This is a genomic window from Stenotrophomonas sp. 82F1, assembly GCF_056861525.1.
Map to the genome: position 1 here is coordinate 381,079 of NZ_JBSPUD010000002.1, position 21,718 is coordinate 402,796.

Here is a 21,718-nt window from a genome sequence, read left to right on the forward strand (position 1 = left end):
ATGCGCTACGCCCTTCAGCGAAGACCGCTTTCAGCAGGCGTCAGTGCTCGCTGAAAGCGCTCCTCAGATCGACGCCGATGATCGGTGAGAGGTCCACCTTGCACAGCTCCAGCTCGAAGAGCTGATCGTGATTGTCCAGACACAGGGTGACTCTCACCGGCATCGGCATCGGCATCGGCAAGCTTTACAACGGCAATGTCACAGCCTAAGACCTAAGTCGTGCTGGACAGCAACAACACGCCCCCGAATCCGACGACATCCACGCACGCCACCTGGGCGAGCACGAGATCCTTCAACAATCGTTCGGACAGTTCGAACCTATCAGGCAGTCTCTGGATGAGGGGCACCTCGCCGGAGATTAGGAATCTGGACATCGGGCATCCTTCTTTCCGGATAGAGCAACCAGGAAGATCAGAACAAGCGCGATGCACACTGTCACGTTGAACAAGAGAATCGGTCGTATGGCGAGGTAGAGCTCACCGACTCCCACGGAATACGAACCATGATTGGACTGCGAGCCCAGCGCTCTGGCAATGATCTGAATCCAGACAAGCGAAGCCATCTGAACCGCAATGATTCCAATCGCGGAGAAGAGCCTTCTGGTGGGAGTTCTACCAACCATTGCGAAATACGCGAGCACCGAGAGGGCCGCATAGAAAACAACCAACATCCAAGTCATCCCACCTCCCCTGCGGAAACTTCAGCGCTCACGCACCCCGTGCTCGCCGCACTTTGGCCAGACCTTCTCTGGCGCGATGAAACCGTTTGCTGCGCCTTGGCAAGCCACGGTCAACACCTCTTTCCACCGCCGGCATGAATCCATGCACGCCGATGTAGCGATCATACGATGCATTGGCGCTGACACGATGTTCGATCGTCAGCTGATGCTCCAACATCATGGGCGATCTGTACTGACGGAAACGGAGCCGTCCTCCCCCATCCAGACGTTCACATACGAATCTGGCGGAGGTATGCGATTGATCGACGATCCCGCAGGAAGAATCTCCCAGTTGGTGATCGAGCCGCAGACTGTTTTATGAATCAACCTGCGACCATCCAACCCCCGTCTGGCGAGCTCGGCAACAACCACTTCAGGAGGGTGGCGATCAAAGCCCTTGTAGGCAGTGCAGGTCTTTCCCGTCTGACCCATGGGGTACGTTGAACTCTCCACCTCGTCCCGGCACCCCGGCTGGGCCAGGACGAGCAGGAGGGTGATCAGTAGCCGAGTGCATCGCATTGCCTGCCGCTCCTTCGAAGCGTACATCCCACACTGGACAACCCTCTCTGGACGACATTCCGTGCGGATGAAGACGGATTCCCCATATAGCCACGAGTATAGACAATGGAAGCGGTTGCCGATCCTGTTCGGGGTCAGATCCTCTTTCCAGAATGTGCCCCACCCAATATCCGTGATAGCGTGCGCCATCACAGTCTCCAACAGGTGCAAGGATGCGCAGCAGGATTGGATATGCCTTGGTCATCACCTCCGCTTTCCTGGCGGCGGACGCGACGGCAGCACCGCCGGCCGCAACTCCCAGCGATCGGGCCCAGGACTTCGTGCAGACACAGGCGATCTCGGCGCGCTGCCAGAAGATCCTGCCTGGCCTGAAACTACAGTTGCAGGACGGCCGCGAACGTTGGCTGTCGACCTTCGATCCCGCGCAGCTTCAGGTGGCGCAGGCCTACGCTGCCAGCAAGGAGGGAAAGAGGCTCGGCAATGAGGTCGAACGTGATGCCTCCCGAGCCTTTGGCCGCAATACGCTGTCTGCCGCCGCGACCTGCATCAGCCTTCTGGGCGAGTATTCGCCGGCCCATCCCCTGCCGACTGGCTCGGCAATGCCGGCCGAGAGAGTGCAGCATTACATGTTCCATTTCACGCCGATGGCACTGGCAAGGCTGCAATGCGCGCGCCTGGACGGGATCGATGTAGCAACGCAAGCGGACGGCTCGGAGACTTGGCAGTACCGGGCCTGCGGCCGGGTGGAAACCGTGCGCATGGCGCCGGCCGGTCAATCGTGGTCGATGACCGATGCGGATCGAAACCGTCTTTTCCAGGCCTTGACCCAGTAGGTCGCGAGGCAAGGCATGGCAGCAATGACGTTCCGACAACTTGCCAGAAGCAGCACGAGGCTGCTCCTCCTCTTCGCACTCTGCTTGATACTTGCCTCCTGCGATCTGGATCTGGTGATGGACAGCTCCTACGCCACGAAGCAGGAAGCCGTCGACGCCGAGATGATTGCCAAGGGCTGGATTCCCGCGTGGGTGCCCGAGGAGGCGACCGACCTGCGTGAGGTGCACGACCTCGATTCAAACGTGAGCGCGCTTGCCTTCAGCAAACCACGCAGCAAGCAGTTGTTGTTGCCGCCCGGTTGCCGGCCCGTCGACCACAGCGCTACCCAGCCGGCGCTGTTCAATCGAAGCTGGTGGCCGAGTGAGACCGCTCTGAAGCGCTCCTATACCTTCTTTCGTTGCGAGCCCGAATTCGGCAAGTCGATCTTCGTCGCAACAAGCAGCACAGGCAATCGCGTGCTCTTCTGGCGCACGTACGCTCGCTGATGCGCATGCCCGCCCTCCCCTTCAACCCGACACTACAGATGCACATTCCAGGAACGGTCCTCACCACCCTCGCCCTTTGCCTGTTGCCCTGCCTTCCGGCCTACGCAGAGCAAAGCACGCCTGCCGATGTGCAAGCGATCGAACAGGTGATCGAGTCCTTCCGCACCTCGCTGATCAACAAAGACAAGCCGACCTACATGGCGCTGTTCTTCTCTGACAAGCCGGAAGACATTGGCTGGCAGTTGGTGTCCGAGGACCGGCGATTGGCGGACATCCGCAGGGCCAAGCCCGATGCGATCAAGGCACGAAATATCCCATCGAACAACTTCATCTCGCTCATCGATGAGGCCGTGGCCACTGCAGAGCCACGAGAGGAGAAGTTCTTCAACACGAAGATCGACACAGACGGCGATGTGGCATCGGTGTCGTTCGACTACAGCTTCCACGCCAATGGCGCGAAAGAAAACTGGGGCAGGGAAATGTGGCAGCTGGTCCGCACCGAGCAAGGCTGGAAGATCTTTTCAGTGATCTATTCGATACGCGACAAACGCAGTTCCGCGGAGAGCTGATACTTCCTTTCAGCCAGTCAACGTCAATCGCCACGAGTAGCAGAATCCTGATTCCGCAGCCGCGCCGCAAAGTACCGCGTAGGCGACTGCCCCAGCGCTTTCTTGAACATCGTGATGAACGCTGTCACCGACTCGTAGCCCAGGGTTTCAGAAACCCGCTGCACCGCCGCGCCGCCGGCAAGCTCGCGAATCGCAACCAGCAGGTGCAGTTGCTGCCGCCAGCGCCCGAACGACAGACCGGTTTCCCGATCAATCAACCGAGTCAACGTGCGCTCGCCCAGTGCCAGGCGTTTGGCCCATCCACTGATGGTGCTGCGGTCGGCCGGATTGGCCGACAGCGCCGCAGCCAGCGCACGGATCTTGGGGTGATCGCTCACCGGCAGGTACAACCGCTCGGCCGGCATCTGCACCAGTTCGTCCAGCAGCACACGCGCCAGCCGATCGGTGTGCCCGCCGCGCGGGTAGTCCTGCGGCACATCGGCCAGGTGCAGGATCATCTCGCGCACCATCGGTGAGATCGACAGGGTCACGCAGTGCAGCGGCAGGTCGACGACGCCCGGCTCGACGAACAGGTAGCAGAGGCGCGCGTTGGCGGTCGCACGGTTGCTGTGCGGCAGGCTGCCGGGAATCCACACGCCGCACTGCGGTGGCACGATCCACAGGGCATTGGCCACCTCGCAGGTTACCGCGCCATGAAGCGCCAGGATCAGCTGTCCCTTGCGGTGGTCGTGCACCGGAATCTCAGCATCGTGGTCGGCCACCTGCAGGCGGCTGGCCACTGCCGGCCGATCCGTCGCGTCCGGGTCCAGATCAAAGCCAGGCAACGAGATGCGAGTCATTCTCAATGACCAGATTCAGCGATAGGCTGGCATTCTAGCGAAATTCGGCTGCAGGCCTCGCTGAATACGATGGCGGCATGCAGATTCCCGCCCCTACCCGCCCCTGGCTTTCGCGCCCGAGCGCGCTGCTGACGTCGCCCGCATTGAAGGTCGACCGCGAAGCGGTGCTGTTCTCGCTCAAGTGCCTGCTCGCCGCGATCCTCGGGCTGTATGTCTCGCTGCGCATCGGCCTGACCCGCCCATTCTGGGTGATCGGCACGGTCTATCTGGTGTCGCAGCCGATGTCCGGCGCAACGCTCAGCCGGGGCCTGTTCCGCCTGCTGGGAACCGTCGGCGGTGCGGTTGCTACGGTGCTGCTGGTGCCGCGGTTCGCCAACGCGCCCTTGGTGCTGAGCGTGGTGCTGGCGGCCTGGATGGGCCTGTGCCTGTACCTGGCCATGCTCGACCGCACACCGCGTGCGTATGCCTTCCTGCTGGCCGGGTACACCACCAGCCTGATCGGTTTCCCGGCGGTGATGGTGCCCGGTGACGTCTTCACCATTGCCATCACCCGCGTGCAGGAGATCTCCATCGGTATTCTTGCGGCAACGCTGGTCCACGGGCTGGTGCTGCCGCGCCGGGTTTCGCCGCGTGTGCACGCGCGTGTGGCGTCGATCCTCGGCGATGCGGAACGCTGGACGCAGGACATGCGCGCAGGCGCCCAGGAGACGGTACTTGCGGAGGATCGCTCCAAGGTGGCCGCGGACCTGCTCGAACTGCACACGCTGTCCATCCACCTGCCGTTCGACAGCGCCCACGGCGTTGCCCAGGTGCAGATCCTGCGCGCACTGCATGACCGGATGCTCGATGTGCTGATGCTGTCCAGCGCGGTGGACGAATCGATGGCCCAGCTGCGCGCGCAGCCTGTTGGCACGACAGACACAGCATGGCCGGACCTGCTGCGTGCAGCGCTTTGCACACGTCAGGCCGAACTCGATGCTGCGCATCACGACTGCCGGCTGCTGGAAGAGCAGCTGCACGACGCCCGCCCGGACTGGCGCCGGCGTGTGCCCGTGCACCTTGCCAGCAAGGCGAATGGCCACGTGCTGCACCGTGATCACCGCATCGCCCTGCGCAGCGCTTTGGGTGCTTTCGTCGGCATCGTACTGAGCTGCGCGCTGTGGATCGCCACCGCGTGGTCCGATGGTGCAACCGCCGTCTCCATCATCGGCACGGCCTGCGTGTTGTTCGGGACCGCCGAGGCACCTGCGGGGCATGTCATGCGTTACCTGATCGGGTCGACCATCGGCGTGGTCATTGGGCTGTTCTACGCGCTGGTGATCTTTCCGGGCCTGTCCGATTTCGTCGGCCTGGCCATGACGCTGGCGCCCGCGCTGCTGCTGTGTGGCTCGTTCCTCGCCCGCCCGCCGTTCATCATGGCGGCGTTGGGGGTAGTGCTCACCTTCCCGCTTATTGCAGGATTGGGCGCGACCAACGCCAGCAACATCGTGGGTGCGCTCAACAGCGGCGTCGCGCTGTTCGTCGGCACGGCGGCGGCGCTGTGCAGCATGTCGCTGTTGCAGACCCTGGACAGCAATCGCAGCCGCGCGCGCCTGCAGGATGTGATCAGGCGGGACATCGCCCGTCGAGCGGCCGGGCAGGTGCGAAATGCCAGCGACTGGACCAGCCGCATGGTGGATCGGCTTGCGCTGCTTGCTCCTCGCCTGCGCGGCCGTGCGGATGCGGCCCGCACATTGCGGACGATGTTTGCAGACATGCGCGCGGCCAGTGCCGTGGCCGAATTGCGTGTGATCGGCAGGACGCTCAAGGACCGGAGCAGCCGCGAGTGGCATGCGCTGCTGATGCACAGGGCCATCGCCCACTTCCGCACTCCCGCTCCCCGCCTGGTGAATGCGCCGCTGCTGGAATCGCTCGAACGCACACGCGACGCCGTCAGCACTGGCAGCGCGCCCGGAACCGAGCATGTTCTTGCACTGCTTTCCGGCCTGCGCCGCGACCTGCTCGCTCATGAGGCCTGATGCGATGTTCTCCGATATCTCCATCGATGGCGTCTTCGTTCCCGGCCTGCTGGCGGTGGCGCTCATCGCGCTGGCCCTGTCGATGATGGCCTCGCGGCTGCTGGCAAGCCTCGGGCTGTACCGGCTGTTCGCCTATCGCCCGCTGGTGGGTCTTTCGCTGTTCGTGATCCTGGCGGAGCTGTTGATCCAGCTCGCGCCCCTGTTCGAGAAACTGAAATGAAACACGTGCTGAGTGTCCTTGGCCGCTGGAGCGCAACGCTCTGCCTGTTCGCCGTCGCCGTCATCGCGGCCCTGTCCCTGTGGAGCCGATACGAAACGCAGCCCTGGACGCGCGATGGCCGGGTGCGCGCGGATGTGATCCGCGTGGCGTCGGACATGGGCGGACTGGTGACCCAGGTGCTGGTGCAGGACAACCAGCGGGTGAAAGCCGGGCAGCTGCTGCTGGTGCTGGACCAGCCGCGCTACGCCGCCGCGCTGGAGAAGGCGGATGCTGCGGTGAGCAGCGCGCAGGCCACGCTCACCCTCGCCCGCCGTGAATCGAAGCGGGATCTGGCGCTGGGCAACCTGGTCGCCTCGGAGACACGCGAGCGCAATGCGGCCAAGGTCGATACCGAAGTGGCCGGTCTGGCGCAGGCCCGTGCGGAGCGGCGGGTGGCACTGTTGAACGTGCAGCGCACCGAAGTGCGCGCCAGCGCCGCTGGCACCGTCACCAACCTCGATCTGCACCCGGGCGACTTCCTGCAACCGGGTGCCCAGGCCCTGGCCCTGATCGACAGCAGCAGCCTGAGGGTCGAGGGCTATTTCGAGGAAACCAAGCTCAACTGCATCAGCGAAGGCGATGCTGCGGTCGCGCGCCTGATGGGCGATGGCCGCAACGTGCATGGGCATGTGGAGAGCATCGCCGCCGGTATCGCCGACGACCAGCGCTCGAGCACCCACAACCTGCTGCCGTCGGTCGCGTCGACCTATACCTGGGTGCGGCTGGCGCAGCGGATACCGGTCCGCATCCGCCTGGATGACGTTGCCCCGGACACCCGCCTGATCGTCGGCAGAACCGCCAGCGTGACCATCACTCCGCGCGTGCAAGGGGCCTGCAAGTGATCGGCACCGCATCACGCGCGGGCGTGCTCGCCTGTGCGCTGTCGCTGGCCGGCTGCGTGTCCGGCCCTGACTACACACTTCCCGCCAGCGCGGTCGCCGCCGCCCCGGCTGCCCGCCGCGCATTCGTATCGGGGCCCGAGGCGGCCTACACACAGGCCGAGCCGCCAGATCGCTGGTGGCAGCTGTACGACGATCCACGGCTCAATGCCTACGTCAGCGAAGCGCTGCGGGCCAACACCGATCTGCGCGCGGCCGACGCCAACCTGCGCCGCGCCACGGCGCTGGTGCTGCAGGCCCGGGCCGAGGGCTCGGTAGGCACCGACGCCGACGCATCGGCCACGCTGGCCCGCGCCGGGGGATACACCTCCCCTTCCTCGCCACCGCAGGTGTACGCGCTCGGCATCCACCTGTCCTACCCGCTGGATCTGGCCGGTGGCATCCGCCGCGGCATCGAGGCCGCCAACGCGGATGCAGAGGCCGTCGCTGCGGCACGTGACCAGGTGCGGGTGGTTGTCGCCGCCGCCGTCACCCGCGCCTATGTCGGCATCTGTTCGACCAACCTTACCCTGGCGGCGACGCAACGGGTGCTCGATACGCAGCGCGCCACGTTGGACGCCACCACCCGCTTGGCGGCCGGCGGACGCGGAACCGAATTTGACGTGAGCCGGGCGCGCGCGGCGCACAACCGCAGCGCGGCGGCTGTGCCGCATCTGGTTGCCGAGCGGCAGGCGGCCCTGTTCGAACTGGCAGCGCTGATGGGCCGACTGCCAGCGGACTACCCGCAGGACGTCGCCAACTGCCAACAACCGCCGCGCCTGCAGCAGCTGATTCCTGTCGGCGATGGCAGCCAGCTGATCCAGCGTCGCCCGGATATCCGTGCGGCGGAGCGCCGCTTGGCGGCCGCCACTGCGATGATCGGCGTGGAAACGGCGGCACTATATCCCCAGGTGAGCATCGGCGCGTCCGCTGGCATGGCAGGTTCATTCAAGAAGCTGCTGGGCAGCGACAGCATCGGCGCGTCCATCGGACCGCTGCTGTCGTGGCGCTGGCCGAACCGCCGCGCAACCCACGCACGGATCGACGCTGCCGGGGCCAACGCCGATGCTGCGCTGGCATCGTTCGATGGCGCGGTGCTGGATGCGTTGCGGCAGACCGAAACCGCGCTGTCGGCGTATGCGCAGGAGATCGATCGCGAGCACAGCCTTGCCCTCGCCCGCGACGACGCGGCACGTGCGAGCGGCCAGGCCGGGCAACTGTACCGGTTCGGCAGGATCGGCTTCCTTGATGTGCTGTCAGCCGAAGCCGCGCTGGCCGATGCAGAATCCGCACTCGCAGCCTCGCGTGCGCAGCGGGTGGACCGTCAGGTGGATCTGTTCCTGGCGCTGGGCGGGGGTTGGGCCGAGACAGGCAATCGGACACTCGCCCCGGGTGGTACACAGGACTGATGGACGAGCGGTTCACGTGCAGCCAACCATGCCTGCCGGAAACTTCCGCAACACACTTGCATCGGACGTACCGCGCGGCGACGATGCGGTTCGGTTTAGGGGAACTCTGCATGGAACTGCTGACGCTCGACCATTTCGCCCGCCACGTCGATCAGACCTTCTCGGCGGTCATCAACGACGGCGAGGTTCCGTTTGTGCTTGTGGAGGCGCGAGCCCTGAACCCATCGCAAGTGCCGCCCGGCGCGGCACGGACTCCGTTCTCGCTGTTGTTCCGCAACGGCTCGGCCTTCCTGTTCCCGCAGCAGATCTATCAGATGCGCCATGACGACATCGGTGAGGTGGGCATATTCCTGGTGCCGGTAGCGCGCGAGCAGGCGGGGTTCCTGTATCAGGCGATCTTCAACTGACGGTGTGCCCGCTCCGGCGGGCGTACGACAGCGTGTCGCCGGCTCAGCCCGGTGCCCAACGCAGCAGCAGATGCGAGCCTTGATCGTGGATCAGGGCAAAGCCCGCACGCCGGTACAGGCGCTGCGCAGCGACGTTGTCAGCCTGCACGTGCAGGGTCACGCCGCGACCCAGCGCGGCGGCCTCGCCCTGGCTGTGAGCAATCAGGGCCGCGGCCACACCGTGACCGCGCTCACCGGGAAACAAGCAGATATCGACGATCAGGTGATCCGGCGCACTGCGCTGCAGGTAGTAACGGCCCACCACCACGCCGTGGCGTTCGATGGCCAGGAAATCAGAGTCGCTGTAGTGCGCCTGGTAGTGCTGGTGCTGGAGTGCGAACTGGCTATCCAGAAACGCGCGCTTGCTCGCTTCGGGCCAAGGCACTGGTGCCAGTTCCTCCGCGCGGGTGCTGGCGTACAGTTCGCGCAGCCAGCTCAGGTCATCGTCGCACAGGGGCCGCAAAGCGTACCCGCGCTCGCCAAGGAGCGCGGGGACGGCCAGGTGGTCGTTGCGGCCTGCCGGAAACGAAGTGAGCTGCGACGTTGCTTGCATGTCGTCAGCCAAAGCTGGGGAATACACCCTCCAGCGCGATGCAGAAGTTCGTCGCGAGGTAGGGCTGACGGTTTTCATGCGGCTGGCCACCGCCGGACGGCGCGATCATCATGGGGCTGAACTGCGTGTTGGCAGTGTTGCCGGGCACGAAGGGTGAGCCCGACGTCGGCAGGCCCAGGTAGTTGCCCGCTACCGGGGTGCTGGTGCGCTTGGACTGGTCGGGCTGGTTGTAGATCGTCAGGGAGTGGCTGTGGGACGGCATTTCCATTTGGGTCAACGCCACCGAACTACTGCCATAGGCTTCACCGATGCTGCGCGGGGACAGCCCCGCGCCCTGGCCCTGCTCGGTGGCCGCGCGGTTGACGAAGTTGGGCAGCTGGAATGTCGTTCGTCCGTCGCCACCGTACTGGGTGCCCAGCAGCGAAAACAGGGCCGTGTTCTGCTGGATAGCCAAGGTGGCGCCGTTGCAGCTGGCCCAGCCATATGGCGCGAAGTTGAAGCCGAACAACTGGATTTCGCCGATGAAAGGTTCGGTCATGGTCGTGTCCTGGAAGCGGATATGCGCGAGTGGCGGCTCAGCCTTGCGACGGATAGATGCCGGCCCAAGCGATGCAGAACTGCACCGTGAGCGTGGGCATCTCGTTGTCGTGTGGCTGGTTGCCTCCCTGGCTGACGATCGCATTGGGCGACAGGGTCGCGCCGTTGGCCCCGGAGATATCGGTGACGTACATGGTCTCGCCTGACAACGCTGCCGGCACTACGGTAGTGCCAACCGCACCGGTGGTTGCCAGGACGGTGGTGGCCATCAGCGACGGCGTATGTTGCGGCAACTGCGTCTGCAGCAGAGTGACACTTTCGCTGCCCGCTTTCTGCCCGATCACGTAGGTACTCAATCCCTGTCCGCGGCCTTGGTGGATCGGCACGCGGCCACGCAGGTCAGGTACACCGAAGGTATTGATGCCGTCGCCGCCGTAAGTGGTGCCGATCACGGTGTACAGCACTTCGTACTCGGCAATCGATTGAAGCGAACCGTCGCATGCGAACCAGCCGTTGGGCACGCGCGCAAAGCCGAACATGCGGATTTCTCCGATGTAGGGGGTGCTCATGGGAACTCCTGTAATGGGCGTCGGAAGAATCAGTCGCGCGACGGGAAAATGCCGTTCAGCGCGATCACGAAATTGATCACGGTGTAGGGCTGCAGGTTCGGGTGCGGCTGGTTGCCGCCGCCCGGTCCCACCCCCTGCAGCGGAACCAGGGTGCCGTTGGCCGGTCCGAAGATGGCGCTGCCGCTGGTGCCATACAGGCCCCCGGTAGGGTTGCGGGCCGTACCTGCAGTGGTGGTGCCGTTGACCACCGGACTGTGGGCCGGAACCTGAGTGGGCAGCAGGGTGACGCTCTCCACACCGCCCACTTCCCCTTGGACGTAAGCCGCAGGGTTCCAGCCCCCATCCGCCGAAGGACCGGCGCCCACCGGGGTACGCGATTGCAGATTGGGCAAGGCGAACGTGGTTCTGCCGTCACCGCCGTACATGGTTCCCAGCAGAGAAAACAGCGCCTGATTCTGGGCGATGGAAAGCAGCTGTCCGTTGCAAAGGGCGAATCCCCTGGGCGCGAACGCAAACCCCGTGAGCATTATCTGCCCGAGGAAGACTTCGGTCATACCTTTTCCCCCGAAAGGTTGGTGGCACGGACGTCATGTCCGCTGCCGCCGCTACTCTCGCTCACACTCCGCACGCCGTACAAGCGAAATTTTTGTGCGGGCGCAACATTAATAGTTCATGAATATATAGGCACTTTCTTTTTCACCCTGAATCCTGCTTGAATGATCGCCAGCAGTTCGCAAGGGGTGCGGTACCGGGTCCAGCCCGGCGTCCGCGGACAGGGGTACGGTCTCGCCGTTCTGGCTCGATGTCCTCGGGACGATCGAGCCTGTGCGGTGCCAACAGGGGCAGAACATGCATCAGTCATCAGCGCACCGCGTGGGGACGCCGCGTGCGCGTTCGCACGCTTTCTTTTCCTCGTTCTGTTCCTGGATTGCCGTCGCGCTGTTGTGCGCGGGAAGCCTGTGGCCGCAGGTGGCGATGGCAGTGCCATCGGCCTTCTGCCCGACGCTGAGCATGTCGGTAGCCAACGGTGGCTCGCAGACGATCAACGTCAACGGTTGCCACGGCGGCTTCGGCATCTCTGCGGGCACTGCGGCGACCCCGCACGGCAGCCGCACCGTCGGCGTGCAGTCGGGTGCCAACCTGCCGCTGACGTACACCCACAACGGCGACAGCGCGACCAGCGATACCTTCGTCATCCAGGACGACTCGAACGGTGACATCACCGTCACCGTAACCATCGCTCCGGCATCAGCCATCACCCTCGCCGCCTCGCCTGCGGTCAACCTGACGGTTGGCGTGCCTTTCAGCACCAGCCTCAGTGCCAGCGGCGGCACCGGACCGTACACCTACAGCCTGGACAGCGGCTCCATTCCGCCGGGGCTGAGCCTGAGCGGAAACACCATCAGCGGTACGCCGACCCAGCGCGGCGCCTACGCCTTCACCATCCGCGCCACCGACAGCGCCTCTGCCAGCGGCGTGCGCAGCTTCAGTGGTTCGGCAGCCAACCCAACCCTTACCATCGCGCCGGCTACGCCCTCTGCGGCGCAGGGCCTTGCCTACTCGGTGACCTTCACTGCCAGCGGTGGCGTGCCCGGCTACACGTTCGCGTATGAAAACGGCACCCTGCCGCCCGGCCTGAGCCTGAGCGGCGCGACCCTGAGCGGCACGCCCACTACCCAGGGCAGCTACACCTTCGGCATCCGCGTCACTGACAGCAGCACCGGCACCGGCAGCTATGCCGAGGTCAAATCCGTGACCCTGCAGGTGGTTGCGCCGCCGACCATCTCGATCAGCCCGTCCACCGTTCCGGGCGCAACCGTCGCCGTGGCCTACAGCCAGACCCTTAGCGCCAGCGGCGGCACTGCACCGTATGGCTTCGCCATCACCGCAGGCACACTGCCCGCAGGGCTGAGCCTCAACACCAGCACCGGCACACTGACCGGTACGCCGTCCGCCGCTGGCACCTTCAACTTCACCGTGACCGCGACCGACGCCAACAGTTTCACCGGCTCCCGCGCGTACACCCTGGTGGTGGCAGCGCCGACGATCGTGATCGCGCCGACTACGCTGCCCAACGGCACGGTGGCGACAGCGTACAGCCAAGGGGTCAGTGCCAGCGGTGGCATCGCGACGTACAGCTATACGATCACTGCGGGCGCGTTGCCGGCCGGCCTGACTCTGAGCAGCACCGGCAGCCTCAGCGGTACGCCGACCGCGGGCGGCACCTTCAACTTCACTCTTACCGCCACCGACAGCAGCACCGGCGCCGGCGCGCCGCACACCGGTTCGCGCGCCTATTCGATGTCGATCTCTGCGCCGACCATCACTCTGCCAGCGACCACCTTGGCCGACGGCACCCAAGGCGTGGCATACACCGCCACGCTCAATGCTGCCAGCGGCGGTACCCCGTCATACACCTATGCAGTCACCGCCGGCAGCTTGCCGCCGGGTATCACGCTCTCCAGCACGGGCACCCTGTCGGGCACGCCCACATCAGCGGGCACCTCCAATTTCGCGGTAACCGCCACCGACAGCAGCACCGGCAGCGGGCCATACACCTCGACACCGCGCGGCTATACGTTGCAGATCCTCAACAGCCCGCCGGTGGCCAACCCGGTGTCGGCGACCGTGGCCTATAACAGCAGCGCCAATCCGATCACGCTGAACATCACTGGCGGCGTGCCGACCTCGGTGGCCATCGGCACTGCGGCGGCTCACGGCAGTGCCGTCGCCAGCGGCACCACCGTCACCTACCAGCCCACCGCGGGTTACGCGGGCCCGGACAGCTTTACCTACTACGCAACAAACACTGCCGGCACGTCGGCGCCCGTAACGGTCAGCATCACGGTCGGCAATCCGACCATCACCGTGACTGCGGGCGGCCCGATGAGCGCCCAGGTCGGCACAAGTTACAGCCAGACGTTCACCTGGAATGGTGGCACCGCACCCTATAGCGGATTCACTGTCACCGGCCTGCCAGTAGGCCTCAGCATCGGTGGCACCACCGCCACCAGCGTGACCGTAAGCGGCACGGTGAGCGCGGCGGGCAGCTTCAACCTCGTTGCCACTGCCACCGACAGCAGTACCGGCAACGGGCCGTTCACGACCGGCCAGAGCTTCACGCTGACCGTTGGCGCGCCGACCCTGGGCATGACCCCGGCGCCGGGCAACCTGCCGATGAACTACGGCGTGGCCACCACCATCAATTTCGCCAGCAACGGCGGCACCGCGCCGTACAGCTACGCACTGGTCGCCGGTACGCTGCCGGTGGGGGTCACCCTGACGTCGGCCGGTGTGCTCAGCGGTACGCCGACCGTGCCGGGCAACTACAACATCGCCGTGCGCACCACCGACTCCAGCACCGGCGCGGGAGCGCCGTTCTCGCTGCAGCAGAACTACACCCTCGTCGTTGCCACGCCGGCAATCGCCATCGATCCGCCCAGCCTGCCCAACGGCAGCGCAGGCGTGGCCTACAACGCGCAGCTCAGTTCAAGTGGTGGCGTAGCGCCGTACAGCTACGCGCTGCTCGGTGGTGCGCTGCCGATCGGCATGTCCTTCACCTCCACTGGCGCACTGACCGGCATCCCCCGATCGGATGGCAACTTCAGCACCACGGTGCGCTCCACCGATTCCAACGGCCAGACCGGCAGCCGCGTGTACACCTTCACGATCACTCCGGCGACTGTGGTACTGACACCCGCCACCCTGCCCAGCGGCACGGTGGGCACGGCCTATTCGCAGAGCCTGAGCAGCAGCGGTGGCATCGCGCCGTATACCTATGCGATCGCCTCCGGTGCCCTGCCCCCCGGCATTTCCTTCAGTTCGGCGGGTGTGTTCAGCGGTACGCCGACCACGGCCGGCAGCTATACCGCAGTGGTGCGTTCCACCGACGACGCCGGCTACAACGCCACCCAGAGCTACAGCATCGTCATCGCCGACGCCGTGCCGGTAGTAGTGGACGACAGCGCCGCGACGCCGTCGCAGCAACCGGTGACGATTCCGGTAACGGCGAACGACGGCGGCGTGATCACCTCGATCGCCGTGGTCAGCGCGCCGGCGCACGGTACCGCAACGGCCAGCGGAATGAGCATTGTCTACACGCCAACAGGCACCTACTTCGGCGCGGACAGCTTCACCTACACCGCCACCGGCCCGGGCGGCACCTCGGCCCCGGCCACGGTGTCGATCACCGTCAACGCGCTGCCGGTGCCTGCGGGGCAGCCGCGCGCGGCTGTCGCCACCGTGGCAGGGCAGCCGGTGACCATCGACACCACGGTGGGTGCCACCGGCGGTCCGTTCATCGGTGTGACCCTGGTGACGCAGCCGGCCACCGGCACCACGACGGTGACCGGTACCAACATCACCTACACCCCACTGGTCACCGCCTCGGGCACCGCAAGCATCGTCTACACCTTGAACAACGCCTACGGCGCATCGGCTCCGATCACCGCCACGATCACCATCAACCAGGTGCCGGTGGCGGTCTCGCGCCGGGTCAGTGCCAATGCGGGTGTTGCGGCGGTGGTCGAGCTGACGACCGACGCCACCGGCGGCCCGTTCACTGCGGCCACGCTGGTATCGCTGTCGCCGGCGACTGCCGGCACGGCCACCATCGCACCTTCCGGCAGCGGTGCCAGCGCGGGCTATCGCCTGACCTTCACCCCGGCGGCCACCTTCGCCGGTATCGCCACGGCCACCTTCACGTTGGCCAACGCATTCGCGACCTCGGCGCCGGCGACCATCGACTTTGATGTAATCGGCCGACCGGACCCGACCCTGGACGCGGAAGTGATGGGCCTGCTGGGCGCGCAGACCGCTTCCACCCGTCGCTTCGCCACTGCGCAGATCGGCAACTTCCAGCGCCGCATGGAAGGCCTGCATGGTGCTGGCAGAGGGGAGCGCTTCGAGAACGGGCTGAGCTTCGGCGTCGACCGCGACCGTCGCTGCCAGGATGAGGTGCGACGCATGCCCGGCGGCGATTGCCGCCAGGTCACCGCGCTGGACGAATCTGTGCTGAGGGACGACGTTGCTGTCGCGCCCGTCGGCGGGGATCGCGGCAAACGTAGCGGCAATGGCGATAAAGGCGCCCTGACCCTGTGGACCGGCGGTTCGATCAACAGCGGTGATCGCGATGGTCGCTCGGGCAGCGCCGGCTTCGACTTCCAGACCAGTGGCATCAGTGCTGGTGCCGATACCCGCGTGAACCAGTCGTTCGCCTTCGGCGCCGGTATCGGCTACGGCCGCGACACTACCGACGTCGGTCACAACGACACCCGCAGCCACGGCGAAAGCTACACCCTGGCTGCGTACGCCAGCTATCACCCGGGCCAGTACTTCTTCGTTGATGGCCTGTTGGGTTACCAGTTGCTGTCGTTCGATTCCCGCCGCTACGTGACTGCCAATGGTGCGATGGTGCAAGGTGACCGCGACGGCAAGCAGTGGTTCGCCTCGCTGTCGGTCGGTGGCGACTACCAGCACGACCGGTTGTCGGTGAGCCCGTACGCGCGCCTGGATCTGGCCCGCGCCACATTGAACGGCTATACCGAACGCGGCGATGCCATCTATGCCCTGCACTACGAGGACCAGGATGTGGACACCACCACCGCCAGCCTGGGCGTGCGCATGGACTATCGCTTCCCGGTGCGCTTCGGCACGCTGTCGCCACAGGTGCGGTTCGAGTACCAGCACGACTTCCAGGACGCCAGCTCGGTGACGATGGGCTACGCCGATCTGCCGGGCGGTCCGTTCTACCGCGGCGAAATCGACGGGCTCAAGCGCAACCGGTTCGTGTTCGGTCTGGGGGCGGTGCTGCAGACCGAGCGCGACCTCAGCTTGCGGATCGAGTACCGCGGCCTGTTCGGCAGCAGCGAAGACACAGACCACGGCGTGCAGCTGAACCTGGAAAAGAAGTACTGATCAAGTGGGGCGCGGCGACGCGCCCCACCCTCCCGGCAACACCGGCCGTGCATGTCGAAAGCATCGGCTGAACCTGCCGCCGACCGCAGCAGCCGGGCATGGGCCCGGCGCTACGACACAGCCGTCAATTGGCCAGGGCGAAATCCAACCCTGCACACACCGCAGCCACCTGGGCGTCGTTGCATTCCTGCGGGTTGGTGCGCGGGCTGTCCGGGTACACCTCGGTGGTGGTGGCATACAGCGCATCGGTGAAGCCGGCACATGCACCAATGGAACGCGACTCGCCCCACACCACGCCCAGCGACTGCAGCGGCATGCCCACCAGATTGCCCTCGGCGTCGGCCGGGGCAATGTGGGTGATCGGGGCCACGGCGGCGATCAGCGCCTTCTGGAATTCGTGCTGCGGGTCTTCGCTGTTGCCGATCACATAGAAGCCATCGGGAATGGTGTCGCGCTCGAACGGCTTGCCATCGCGGGCGCAACGGGCCGGGTCGAATTCGTGCAGGTCGCTGTCGGTGGTTTCGTGCAGGTCCAGGTGGACCCGGATGTTGGGCTTGCGTTCGGCCACCCAGCGCATCAGCGAGGCGGCTTCCTCGATCAGGCCGCCGTCACGGAAGCTGCGGTTGGGGTCGATGGCATTGGGATTCCAGCGCTGGATGCGCTCGTAGCCCCACGGGCTCACGCACGGGGCCACGATCAGGTTGAAGCGGCCCAGGTAACGCTCGGCGTGCTGTTCCAGGAACTGCAGGGCGCCATGCACGCCGCTGGTTTCGTAGCCATGCACGCCGCCGGTGACCAGCGCGGTCGGCAGGGCCGGGTTCCAGTCGTGGTTCACCACCGCAAACAGCGGGTAGTGGTCCGGGGCGTAGTCAAGCTGGCCGTACTGGACCACGTCGAAGCGCTCGTCCAGCCGCTCCAGCGCGGTCACCACGTCTTCATGGTAGCTGCGCTGCCGCTGCTGGCGGGCCCGCCACTGCGCGCGTTCGGCGTCGCCCCAGGGCTGTCCGGGGGTGCCGATCGGGTAGAACTGCGCAACGGTCATCTCAAGCTCCAGAAGTCGGGGTGCGGTGGTACAGCCGACCATTTTAAGCCCTGTGGCCCGATCGTTGCTGCCCCCGCGCCCCGCCTTCATACGGCCGGCTTCATCTGGTTGTAAAATCAACGGTTTTTGGCCCCCACCCCCTTGATGGCGAACGCAGCGCAGCCGGTCCTGGGTGGACCGGACTTCCTCCGTCTGCTCGCCCGTCTCAGCGACGGCGCGATGCCGGCCTCCAGTCCCGCCCTGACCGATCGCCTCGGTCAGTGGGTGGACTGGAGCCGTGCCGTGGCCCTTGCGGGGGCGCTGGATGGCCGCCTGGCTGAACCGGCCGAGGCTGCCGAGGCCCTTGATGATCTGCTGGCCGACTGCGCCCAGGCCGAAGCGAGCCTGTTGGCCTCGCTGAGCGAGGACGTCGAGGCCGAGCGCCTGCTGGACCTGGCCGAGGCCGCTGCGGCACCCAACTTCGCTTCGCTGCGGCAGCGTTACCGGGTGCTGCAACAGGCCATCCAGACCGCCACCGGTCGCCTGCGCGGCCGCCTGCGCGACCAGCTGATGCTGGCCTCACCCGAGCTGGCGCGGCTGGCCGAGGTCGATGCGGTGATGGAACAGACCTTGAGCCCGCGCGAGAACAGCCTGCTTGCCACCGCCCCAGCGGTGCTGGGTGCCCGATTCGAACGCGTGCACGGCCAGCCCGGCTGGCGCGCGTCCTTCCGCCACGACATGCGCACGCTGCTGCTCGCCGAGCTGCAACTGCGCTTCCACCCGATCCAGGGGCTGCTTGCCGCCCTGCGCTCACACTGACCGGAACACCATGTCCAGAACTGTTTTCCACGTCCTTGTCTTCCTTGCTGGCCTGCTGGCCGTGTGCTGGATCGGTGTCGGCTACGTCTCGGTGCACCCGCTGGGTGCGGCCGTGGCCGCGATCATCGCGGCCTGCTACATCGCCGGTGGCGTGGAGCTGTACCGTTACCGGCAGGCCAGCAATGGCCTGCGCGCCGCGCTGAATGACGTTTCGCTGGCCAAGGACAGTCTGGCGCCGTGGCTGGAGCGTGTGCCGCTGGGCCTGCGCAATGCGGTGCGCCTGCGCGTGGAGGGCGAACGCACCACCCTGCCCTCGCCGGTGCTGACCCCTTATCTGGTGGGCCTGCTGGTGCTGCTGGGCATGCTCGGCACGCTGCTGGGCATGATGGACACCCTGCGCGGCACGGGCCTGGCCCTGCAGAGCGCTACCGACATGGCCGCCATCCGCGGCTCGCTGGCCTCGCCAGTGCAGGGCCTGGCGGTGGCGTTCGGCACGTCCATCGCCGGTGTCGCCAGTTCGGCCATGCTGGGCCTGTTGTCGGCGCTGCTGCGCCGCGACCGCCTGCAGGTGGTGCAGCAGCTGGACCGCGCCATCGCCACTGACCTGCATCCGTATTCGCAAGCCTGGCAGCGCGCCGAGTCGCTGCGCCTGCTGCAGTCGCAGTCCGCTGCGCTGCCTGCGCTGGTCGATCGCCTGCAGACGATGACCAGCACCTTCGAACAGCACAGCGCGGCCGCCAATGAGCGCCTGCTGGCCGGCCAGGCCGAATTCCTGGCGCAGAGCCAGGCGTTGCAGGAACGCCTGGCCACCTCGCTGCAGCAGTCGCTGCGCGAAGGCGCCGAAGCCAGTGCCGCCGCCATCGGGGGCGCCCTGCAGCCGATGGCCGAAGCCACGCTGGCCGGTCTGGCCAGCCACGGCCAGGCGCTGCATTCGCGCGTCGAACACGCGGTGCAGCAGCAGTTGAACGGCCTCACTGAAGGCTTCGAGCGCAGCCGTGTGGCCACCGAGGCCAGCTGGGCCAACGTCGTGGCCGAGCAGACTGGCGCGCAGCAGGCACTGGTGTCTGAACTGCGCCAGCATCTGCAGGCCTTCAGCGAAGGCCAGAGCGCGCAGAGTGAAGCGCTGGTGGTGCGCATCGGCCAGCGCCTGCAGGCCGACGCCAGCGGCAACGCCGACGCCTGGCGTGCCGCTGCCGAACAGCAGCATGCATTGAACAGTGAACTGGTCGAGCGTCAGCAGCAGGCACTGCAGCGTGCCAGCAGCCACCTGGACGAACGTGCGCAGGCGCTGCTGCAGGCGCTGGATGAGCGCCACGCCGCCGGCCAGTCGCTGCTGCAGGACCACGAACAACAGCGCCTGCAGGACTGGCAGGCTGCACAGGCCGCCATCGCCACCGCGCATGCCGAGCTGCAGGCCGGCCTGGATGCGCGCGAGCAGCAGCGTCAGGAACGCTGGGACGCGGTGAGTACCGAGCTGCAGCAGGCGCATGCCGCGTTGCAGGCCCAGCTGGTGGCCGCGGACGAACAGCGCCTGCAGCGCTGGAGCGACGCACTGCAGAACGTTTCGACCGACCTTGCCGCGCGCCTGCAGGCCGATGGCGAACGCTTGTCCACGCAGCAACAACAGGTGTGCGACGCGCTAGCGCAGACCGCGCAACAGATCGGCGAGAACGGCCGCGCCCAGGCCAGCGCCACGCTGGCCGAAGTCTCCACCCTGCTGCAGACCGCGGCCGAGGCGCCGAAGGCCGCGGCCGAGGTCATCAACGAACTGCGCAGCACCCTGTCCGAAAGCCTGGTGCGCGACAACGCGATGCTGGAGGAGCGTGGCCACCTGCTCGCCACCGTGCAGACCCTGCTGGAGGCGATCAACCACGCCTCGCACGAACAGCGCACGGCCGTGGACGCGCTGGTCGGTGGTTCGGCCGAACTGCTGGAACGCGTCGGCAACCGCTTCACCGACCACATCACGGCCGAGACCGGCAAGCTCGATGGCATCGCCACCCTGCTCAGCGGCAGTGCCGGCGAGGTGGGCCAGCTGGCCGGCACCTTCGGGTCTGCGGTCGAACAGTTCGGTACCGCCTCGGCGGAGCTGTCGGGACGCCTGGAACAGATCGGTAGCGCACTGGATGCCTCGCTCGCGCGCAGCGATGAGCAGCTGGCGTACTACGTGGCGCAGGCGCGCGAGGTGGTCGACCTCAGCCTGCTGTCGCAGAAGCAGGTGATGGAAGAACTGCAGCAGCTGGCCGCGCGCCGCGGCAAGGCCGGCAGCGCATGAGCGACGAGCTGGAGGTCGATGGCGGCTCGCACGCCCCGATCTGGGCGGCATTCGGCGATCTGATGTCGGTGCTGCTGGGTGCGTTCGTGCTGATCCTCGTCGGCGTGGTTGCCGTGCAGCTGGAGCTGTCGCAGCGGCTGGACCAGGAGGTCAAGCAGCGCCAAGCCGAGGCCAAGCGCCTGCAGACCCTGGAACAGGCGCTGGCCGGCCCGCTTGCCGCCGGCCGGGTGACGCTGGTGGACGGTCGCATCGGCATCAGCGGCAACGTGCTGTTCGCGCTGAACTCCGATCAGCTGCAGCCGGAAGGCCAGGAGCTGCTGCGCAGCCTTGCCGGGCCGCTGGCGGCGTACCTGGGTTCGCGCGAAGAAATCCTGATGGTCAGCGGCTTCACCGATGACGCACCGGTGCGCGAAGGCAACCGCCGCTTCGCCGACAACTGGGAGCTGTCCGCGCAGCGCTCGCTGACGGTGACCCGGACCCTGATCGCCGACGGTGTACCGGCCGATGCGGTGTTCGCCGCCGCCTTCGGCAGCGAGCAGCCGGTCAGCTCCAATGCCAGCGAAGAGGGCCGCGCGCGCAACCGCCGCGTGGAGATCGCGCCGATTCCCAAGCCCAAGGCCCCGGATGCCAAGTAAGCCGCCCGCGCTGGAGGGCCTGCGCGCACTGGTGCGCGATCTCGATGCGGGGTCGCGCTCGCTGCCGCATTACCCGCAGGTGCCGATGCTGCAGCAGGTGCAGCGCGAGTGGTCGGAGCTGCGCAGCGAACTGCAGGTGCGCCGCTCGCTGCGTACCGAGGCCCCCGCCGACGGCGGCCCACTGAACTCGGCAGTGCTGGTGCAGCGCATGCTGGACACGATGCAGGCTACCAGCCCCGGGTATCTGCGCCACTTCATCGACTATGTCGACACGCTGTCGTGGCTGCAGGCGTTGCAGGATGGCGCCGCCAGCAGCGGTGACGCAGCAAAGCCCAAGCGCACGCGCAAGCCACGCAAAGCGGATTGAGCGCGCGTTGACGCCGAACTCGATCGGCACTTCTGGACACGGCAATCTCGAT

Annotated in this window: 21 protein-coding genes; 13 read left to right on the top strand and 8 right to left on the bottom strand. The window is 66.3% G+C overall.

Annotated elements, in window-relative coordinates; genetic code table 11:
- Positions 1-40: 40 nt before the first annotated feature.
- Together AC13GI_RS04110 and AC13GI_RS04115 are read right to left on the bottom strand one after the other, a co-directional pair.
- Positions 41-175, bottom strand: a complete 135-nt coding sequence (locus AC13GI_RS04110; RefSeq protein ID WP_482995577.1) for a DUF6984 family protein — start codon at positions 173-175, stop codon at positions 41-43.
- 183 nt (positions 176-358) lie between these two features.
- The gene (locus AC13GI_RS04115; protein WP_099818678.1) at positions 359-679 is read right to left on the bottom strand and encodes a hypothetical protein; all 321 of its coding nucleotides are present in this window, start codon (positions 677-679) and stop codon (positions 359-361) included.
- A gap of 770 nt (positions 680-1,449) precedes the next feature.
- Here AC13GI_RS04115 and AC13GI_RS04120 point away from each other — a divergent pair.
- The 3 genes from AC13GI_RS04120 to AC13GI_RS04130 all read left to right on the top strand — a co-directional run bounded on the left by AC13GI_RS04120 (position 1,450) and on the right by AC13GI_RS04130 (position 3,125).
- Positions 1,450-2,070: a hypothetical protein gene (locus tag AC13GI_RS04120; RefSeq protein ID WP_243379827.1), complete on the top strand. Its 621-nt coding sequence runs from the start codon at positions 1,450-1,452 to the stop codon at positions 2,068-2,070.
- A 117-nt stretch (positions 2,071-2,187) separates the two neighbouring features.
- A complete protein-coding gene (locus AC13GI_RS04125; protein WP_243379830.1) occupies positions 2,188-2,556 on the top strand; it encodes a YbbD-related protein in 369 nt (122 codons plus the stop codon).
- Positions 2,557-2,594: 38 nt separating this feature from the next.
- A complete protein-coding gene (locus tag AC13GI_RS04130; protein ID WP_099818790.1) occupies positions 2,595-3,125 on the top strand; it encodes a hypothetical protein in 531 nt (176 codons plus the stop codon).
- 23 nt (positions 3,126-3,148) lie between these two features.
- Here AC13GI_RS04130 and AC13GI_RS04135 read toward each other — a convergent pair whose 3' ends face one another.
- Complete coding sequence (locus AC13GI_RS04135; protein ID WP_099818680.1) at positions 3,149-3,964, bottom strand: AraC family transcriptional regulator; 816 nt, start codon at positions 3,962-3,964, stop codon at positions 3,149-3,151.
- Positions 3,965-4,041: 77 nt separating this feature from the next.
- On the opposite strand from AC13GI_RS04135, the gene AC13GI_RS04140 reads away from it, so the two are divergent.
- The 5 genes from AC13GI_RS04140 (at position 4,042) to AC13GI_RS04160 (ending at position 8,935) form a co-directional block, all read left to right on the top strand.
- Positions 4,042-5,982 (top strand): FUSC family protein, encoded by a 1,941-nt coding sequence (locus AC13GI_RS04140; RefSeq protein ID WP_099818681.1) that lies wholly within the window; start codon positions 4,042-4,044, stop codon positions 5,980-5,982.
- A gap of 4 nt (positions 5,983-5,986) precedes the next feature.
- Positions 5,987-6,202, top strand: coding sequence for a DUF1656 domain-containing protein (locus tag AC13GI_RS04145; protein WP_099818682.1), 216 nt, complete (start codon positions 5,987-5,989; stop codon positions 6,200-6,202).
- Positions 6,199-7,083, top strand: a complete 885-nt coding sequence (locus tag AC13GI_RS04150) for an HlyD family secretion protein (RefSeq protein ID WP_099818683.1) — start codon at positions 6,199-6,201, stop codon at positions 7,081-7,083. The genes AC13GI_RS04145 and AC13GI_RS04150 overlap by 4 nt, the downstream gene beginning before the upstream one ends.
- Positions 7,080-8,528, top strand: a complete 1,449-nt coding sequence (locus AC13GI_RS04155) for an efflux transporter outer membrane subunit (protein WP_243379832.1) — start codon at positions 7,080-7,082, stop codon at positions 8,526-8,528. The genes AC13GI_RS04150 and AC13GI_RS04155 overlap by 4 nt, the downstream gene beginning before the upstream one ends.
- 110 nt (positions 8,529-8,638) lie before the next feature.
- Entirely contained in the window at positions 8,639-8,935 is a 297-nt protein-coding gene (locus AC13GI_RS04160) for a DUF6916 family protein (RefSeq protein WP_099818684.1), read from the top strand.
- Positions 8,936-8,978: 43 nt separating this feature from the next.
- Here the strand turns inward: AC13GI_RS04160 and AC13GI_RS04165 are convergent, their stop codons facing one another.
- Genes AC13GI_RS04165 through AC13GI_RS04180 form a run of 4 tightly spaced genes read right to left on the bottom strand, consistent with a single transcriptional unit; the run spans position 8,979 to position 11,187 of the window.
- Positions 8,979-9,527 carry a GNAT family N-acetyltransferase gene (locus AC13GI_RS04165; protein ID WP_165787232.1) on the bottom strand — a complete coding sequence of 183 codons (549 nt, stop codon included), beginning with the start codon at positions 9,525-9,527 and terminating at the stop codon, positions 8,979-8,981.
- A 4-nt stretch (positions 9,528-9,531) separates the two neighbouring features.
- On the bottom strand, positions 9,532-10,065 hold the full coding sequence (locus AC13GI_RS04170; protein WP_482995578.1) for a phage tail protein: 534 nt from the start codon (positions 10,063-10,065) through the stop codon (positions 9,532-9,534).
- Between the two features lie 37 nt (positions 10,066-10,102).
- Positions 10,103-10,633 carry a phage tail protein gene (locus tag AC13GI_RS04175; protein WP_482995579.1) on the bottom strand — a complete coding sequence of 177 codons (531 nt, stop codon included), beginning with the start codon at positions 10,631-10,633 and terminating at the stop codon, positions 10,103-10,105.
- Positions 10,634-10,662: 29 nt separating this feature from the next.
- A complete protein-coding gene (locus AC13GI_RS04180) occupies positions 10,663-11,187 on the bottom strand; it encodes a phage tail protein (RefSeq protein ID WP_482995580.1) in 525 nt (174 codons plus the stop codon).
- Positions 11,188-11,608: 421 nt separating this feature from the next.
- On the opposite strand from AC13GI_RS04180, the gene AC13GI_RS04185 reads away from it, so the two are divergent.
- Positions 11,609-16,549: a putative Ig domain-containing protein gene (locus AC13GI_RS04185; protein ID WP_482995581.1), complete on the top strand. Its 4,941-nt coding sequence runs from the start codon at positions 11,609-11,611 to the stop codon at positions 16,547-16,549.
- 124 nt (positions 16,550-16,673) lie between these two features.
- On the opposite strand, the gene AC13GI_RS04190 is transcribed toward AC13GI_RS04185, so the two are convergent.
- Positions 16,674-17,591 carry a M14 family metallopeptidase gene (locus tag AC13GI_RS04190; protein ID WP_482995582.1) on the bottom strand — a complete coding sequence of 306 codons (918 nt, stop codon included), beginning with the start codon at positions 17,589-17,591 and terminating at the stop codon, positions 16,674-16,676.
- Positions 17,592-17,735: 144 nt separating this feature from the next.
- Between AC13GI_RS04190 and AC13GI_RS04195 the strand changes: the two genes are divergently transcribed.
- From AC13GI_RS04195 to AC13GI_RS04210, 4 genes are read left to right on the top strand one after another with little or no spacing between them, the layout of a single operon-like run.
- Positions 17,736-18,389 carry a DUF3348 family protein gene (locus tag AC13GI_RS04195; protein WP_482995583.1) on the top strand — a complete coding sequence of 218 codons (654 nt, stop codon included), beginning with the start codon at positions 17,736-17,738 and terminating at the stop codon, positions 18,387-18,389.
- A 10-nt stretch (positions 18,390-18,399) separates the two neighbouring features.
- A complete protein-coding gene (locus tag AC13GI_RS04200) occupies positions 18,400-20,664 on the top strand; it encodes a DUF802 domain-containing protein (protein WP_482995584.1) in 2,265 nt (754 codons plus the stop codon).
- A complete protein-coding gene (locus tag AC13GI_RS04205; protein ID WP_482995585.1) occupies positions 20,661-21,299 on the top strand; it encodes an OmpA family protein in 639 nt (212 codons plus the stop codon). The genes AC13GI_RS04200 and AC13GI_RS04205 overlap by 4 nt, the downstream gene beginning before the upstream one ends.
- Entirely contained in the window at positions 21,217-21,666 is a 450-nt protein-coding gene (locus AC13GI_RS04210) for a DUF2894 domain-containing protein (RefSeq protein ID WP_243379834.1), read from the top strand. The genes AC13GI_RS04205 and AC13GI_RS04210 overlap by 83 nt, the downstream gene beginning before the upstream one ends.
- The last annotated feature ends 52 nt before the right edge of the window (positions 21,667-21,718 follow it).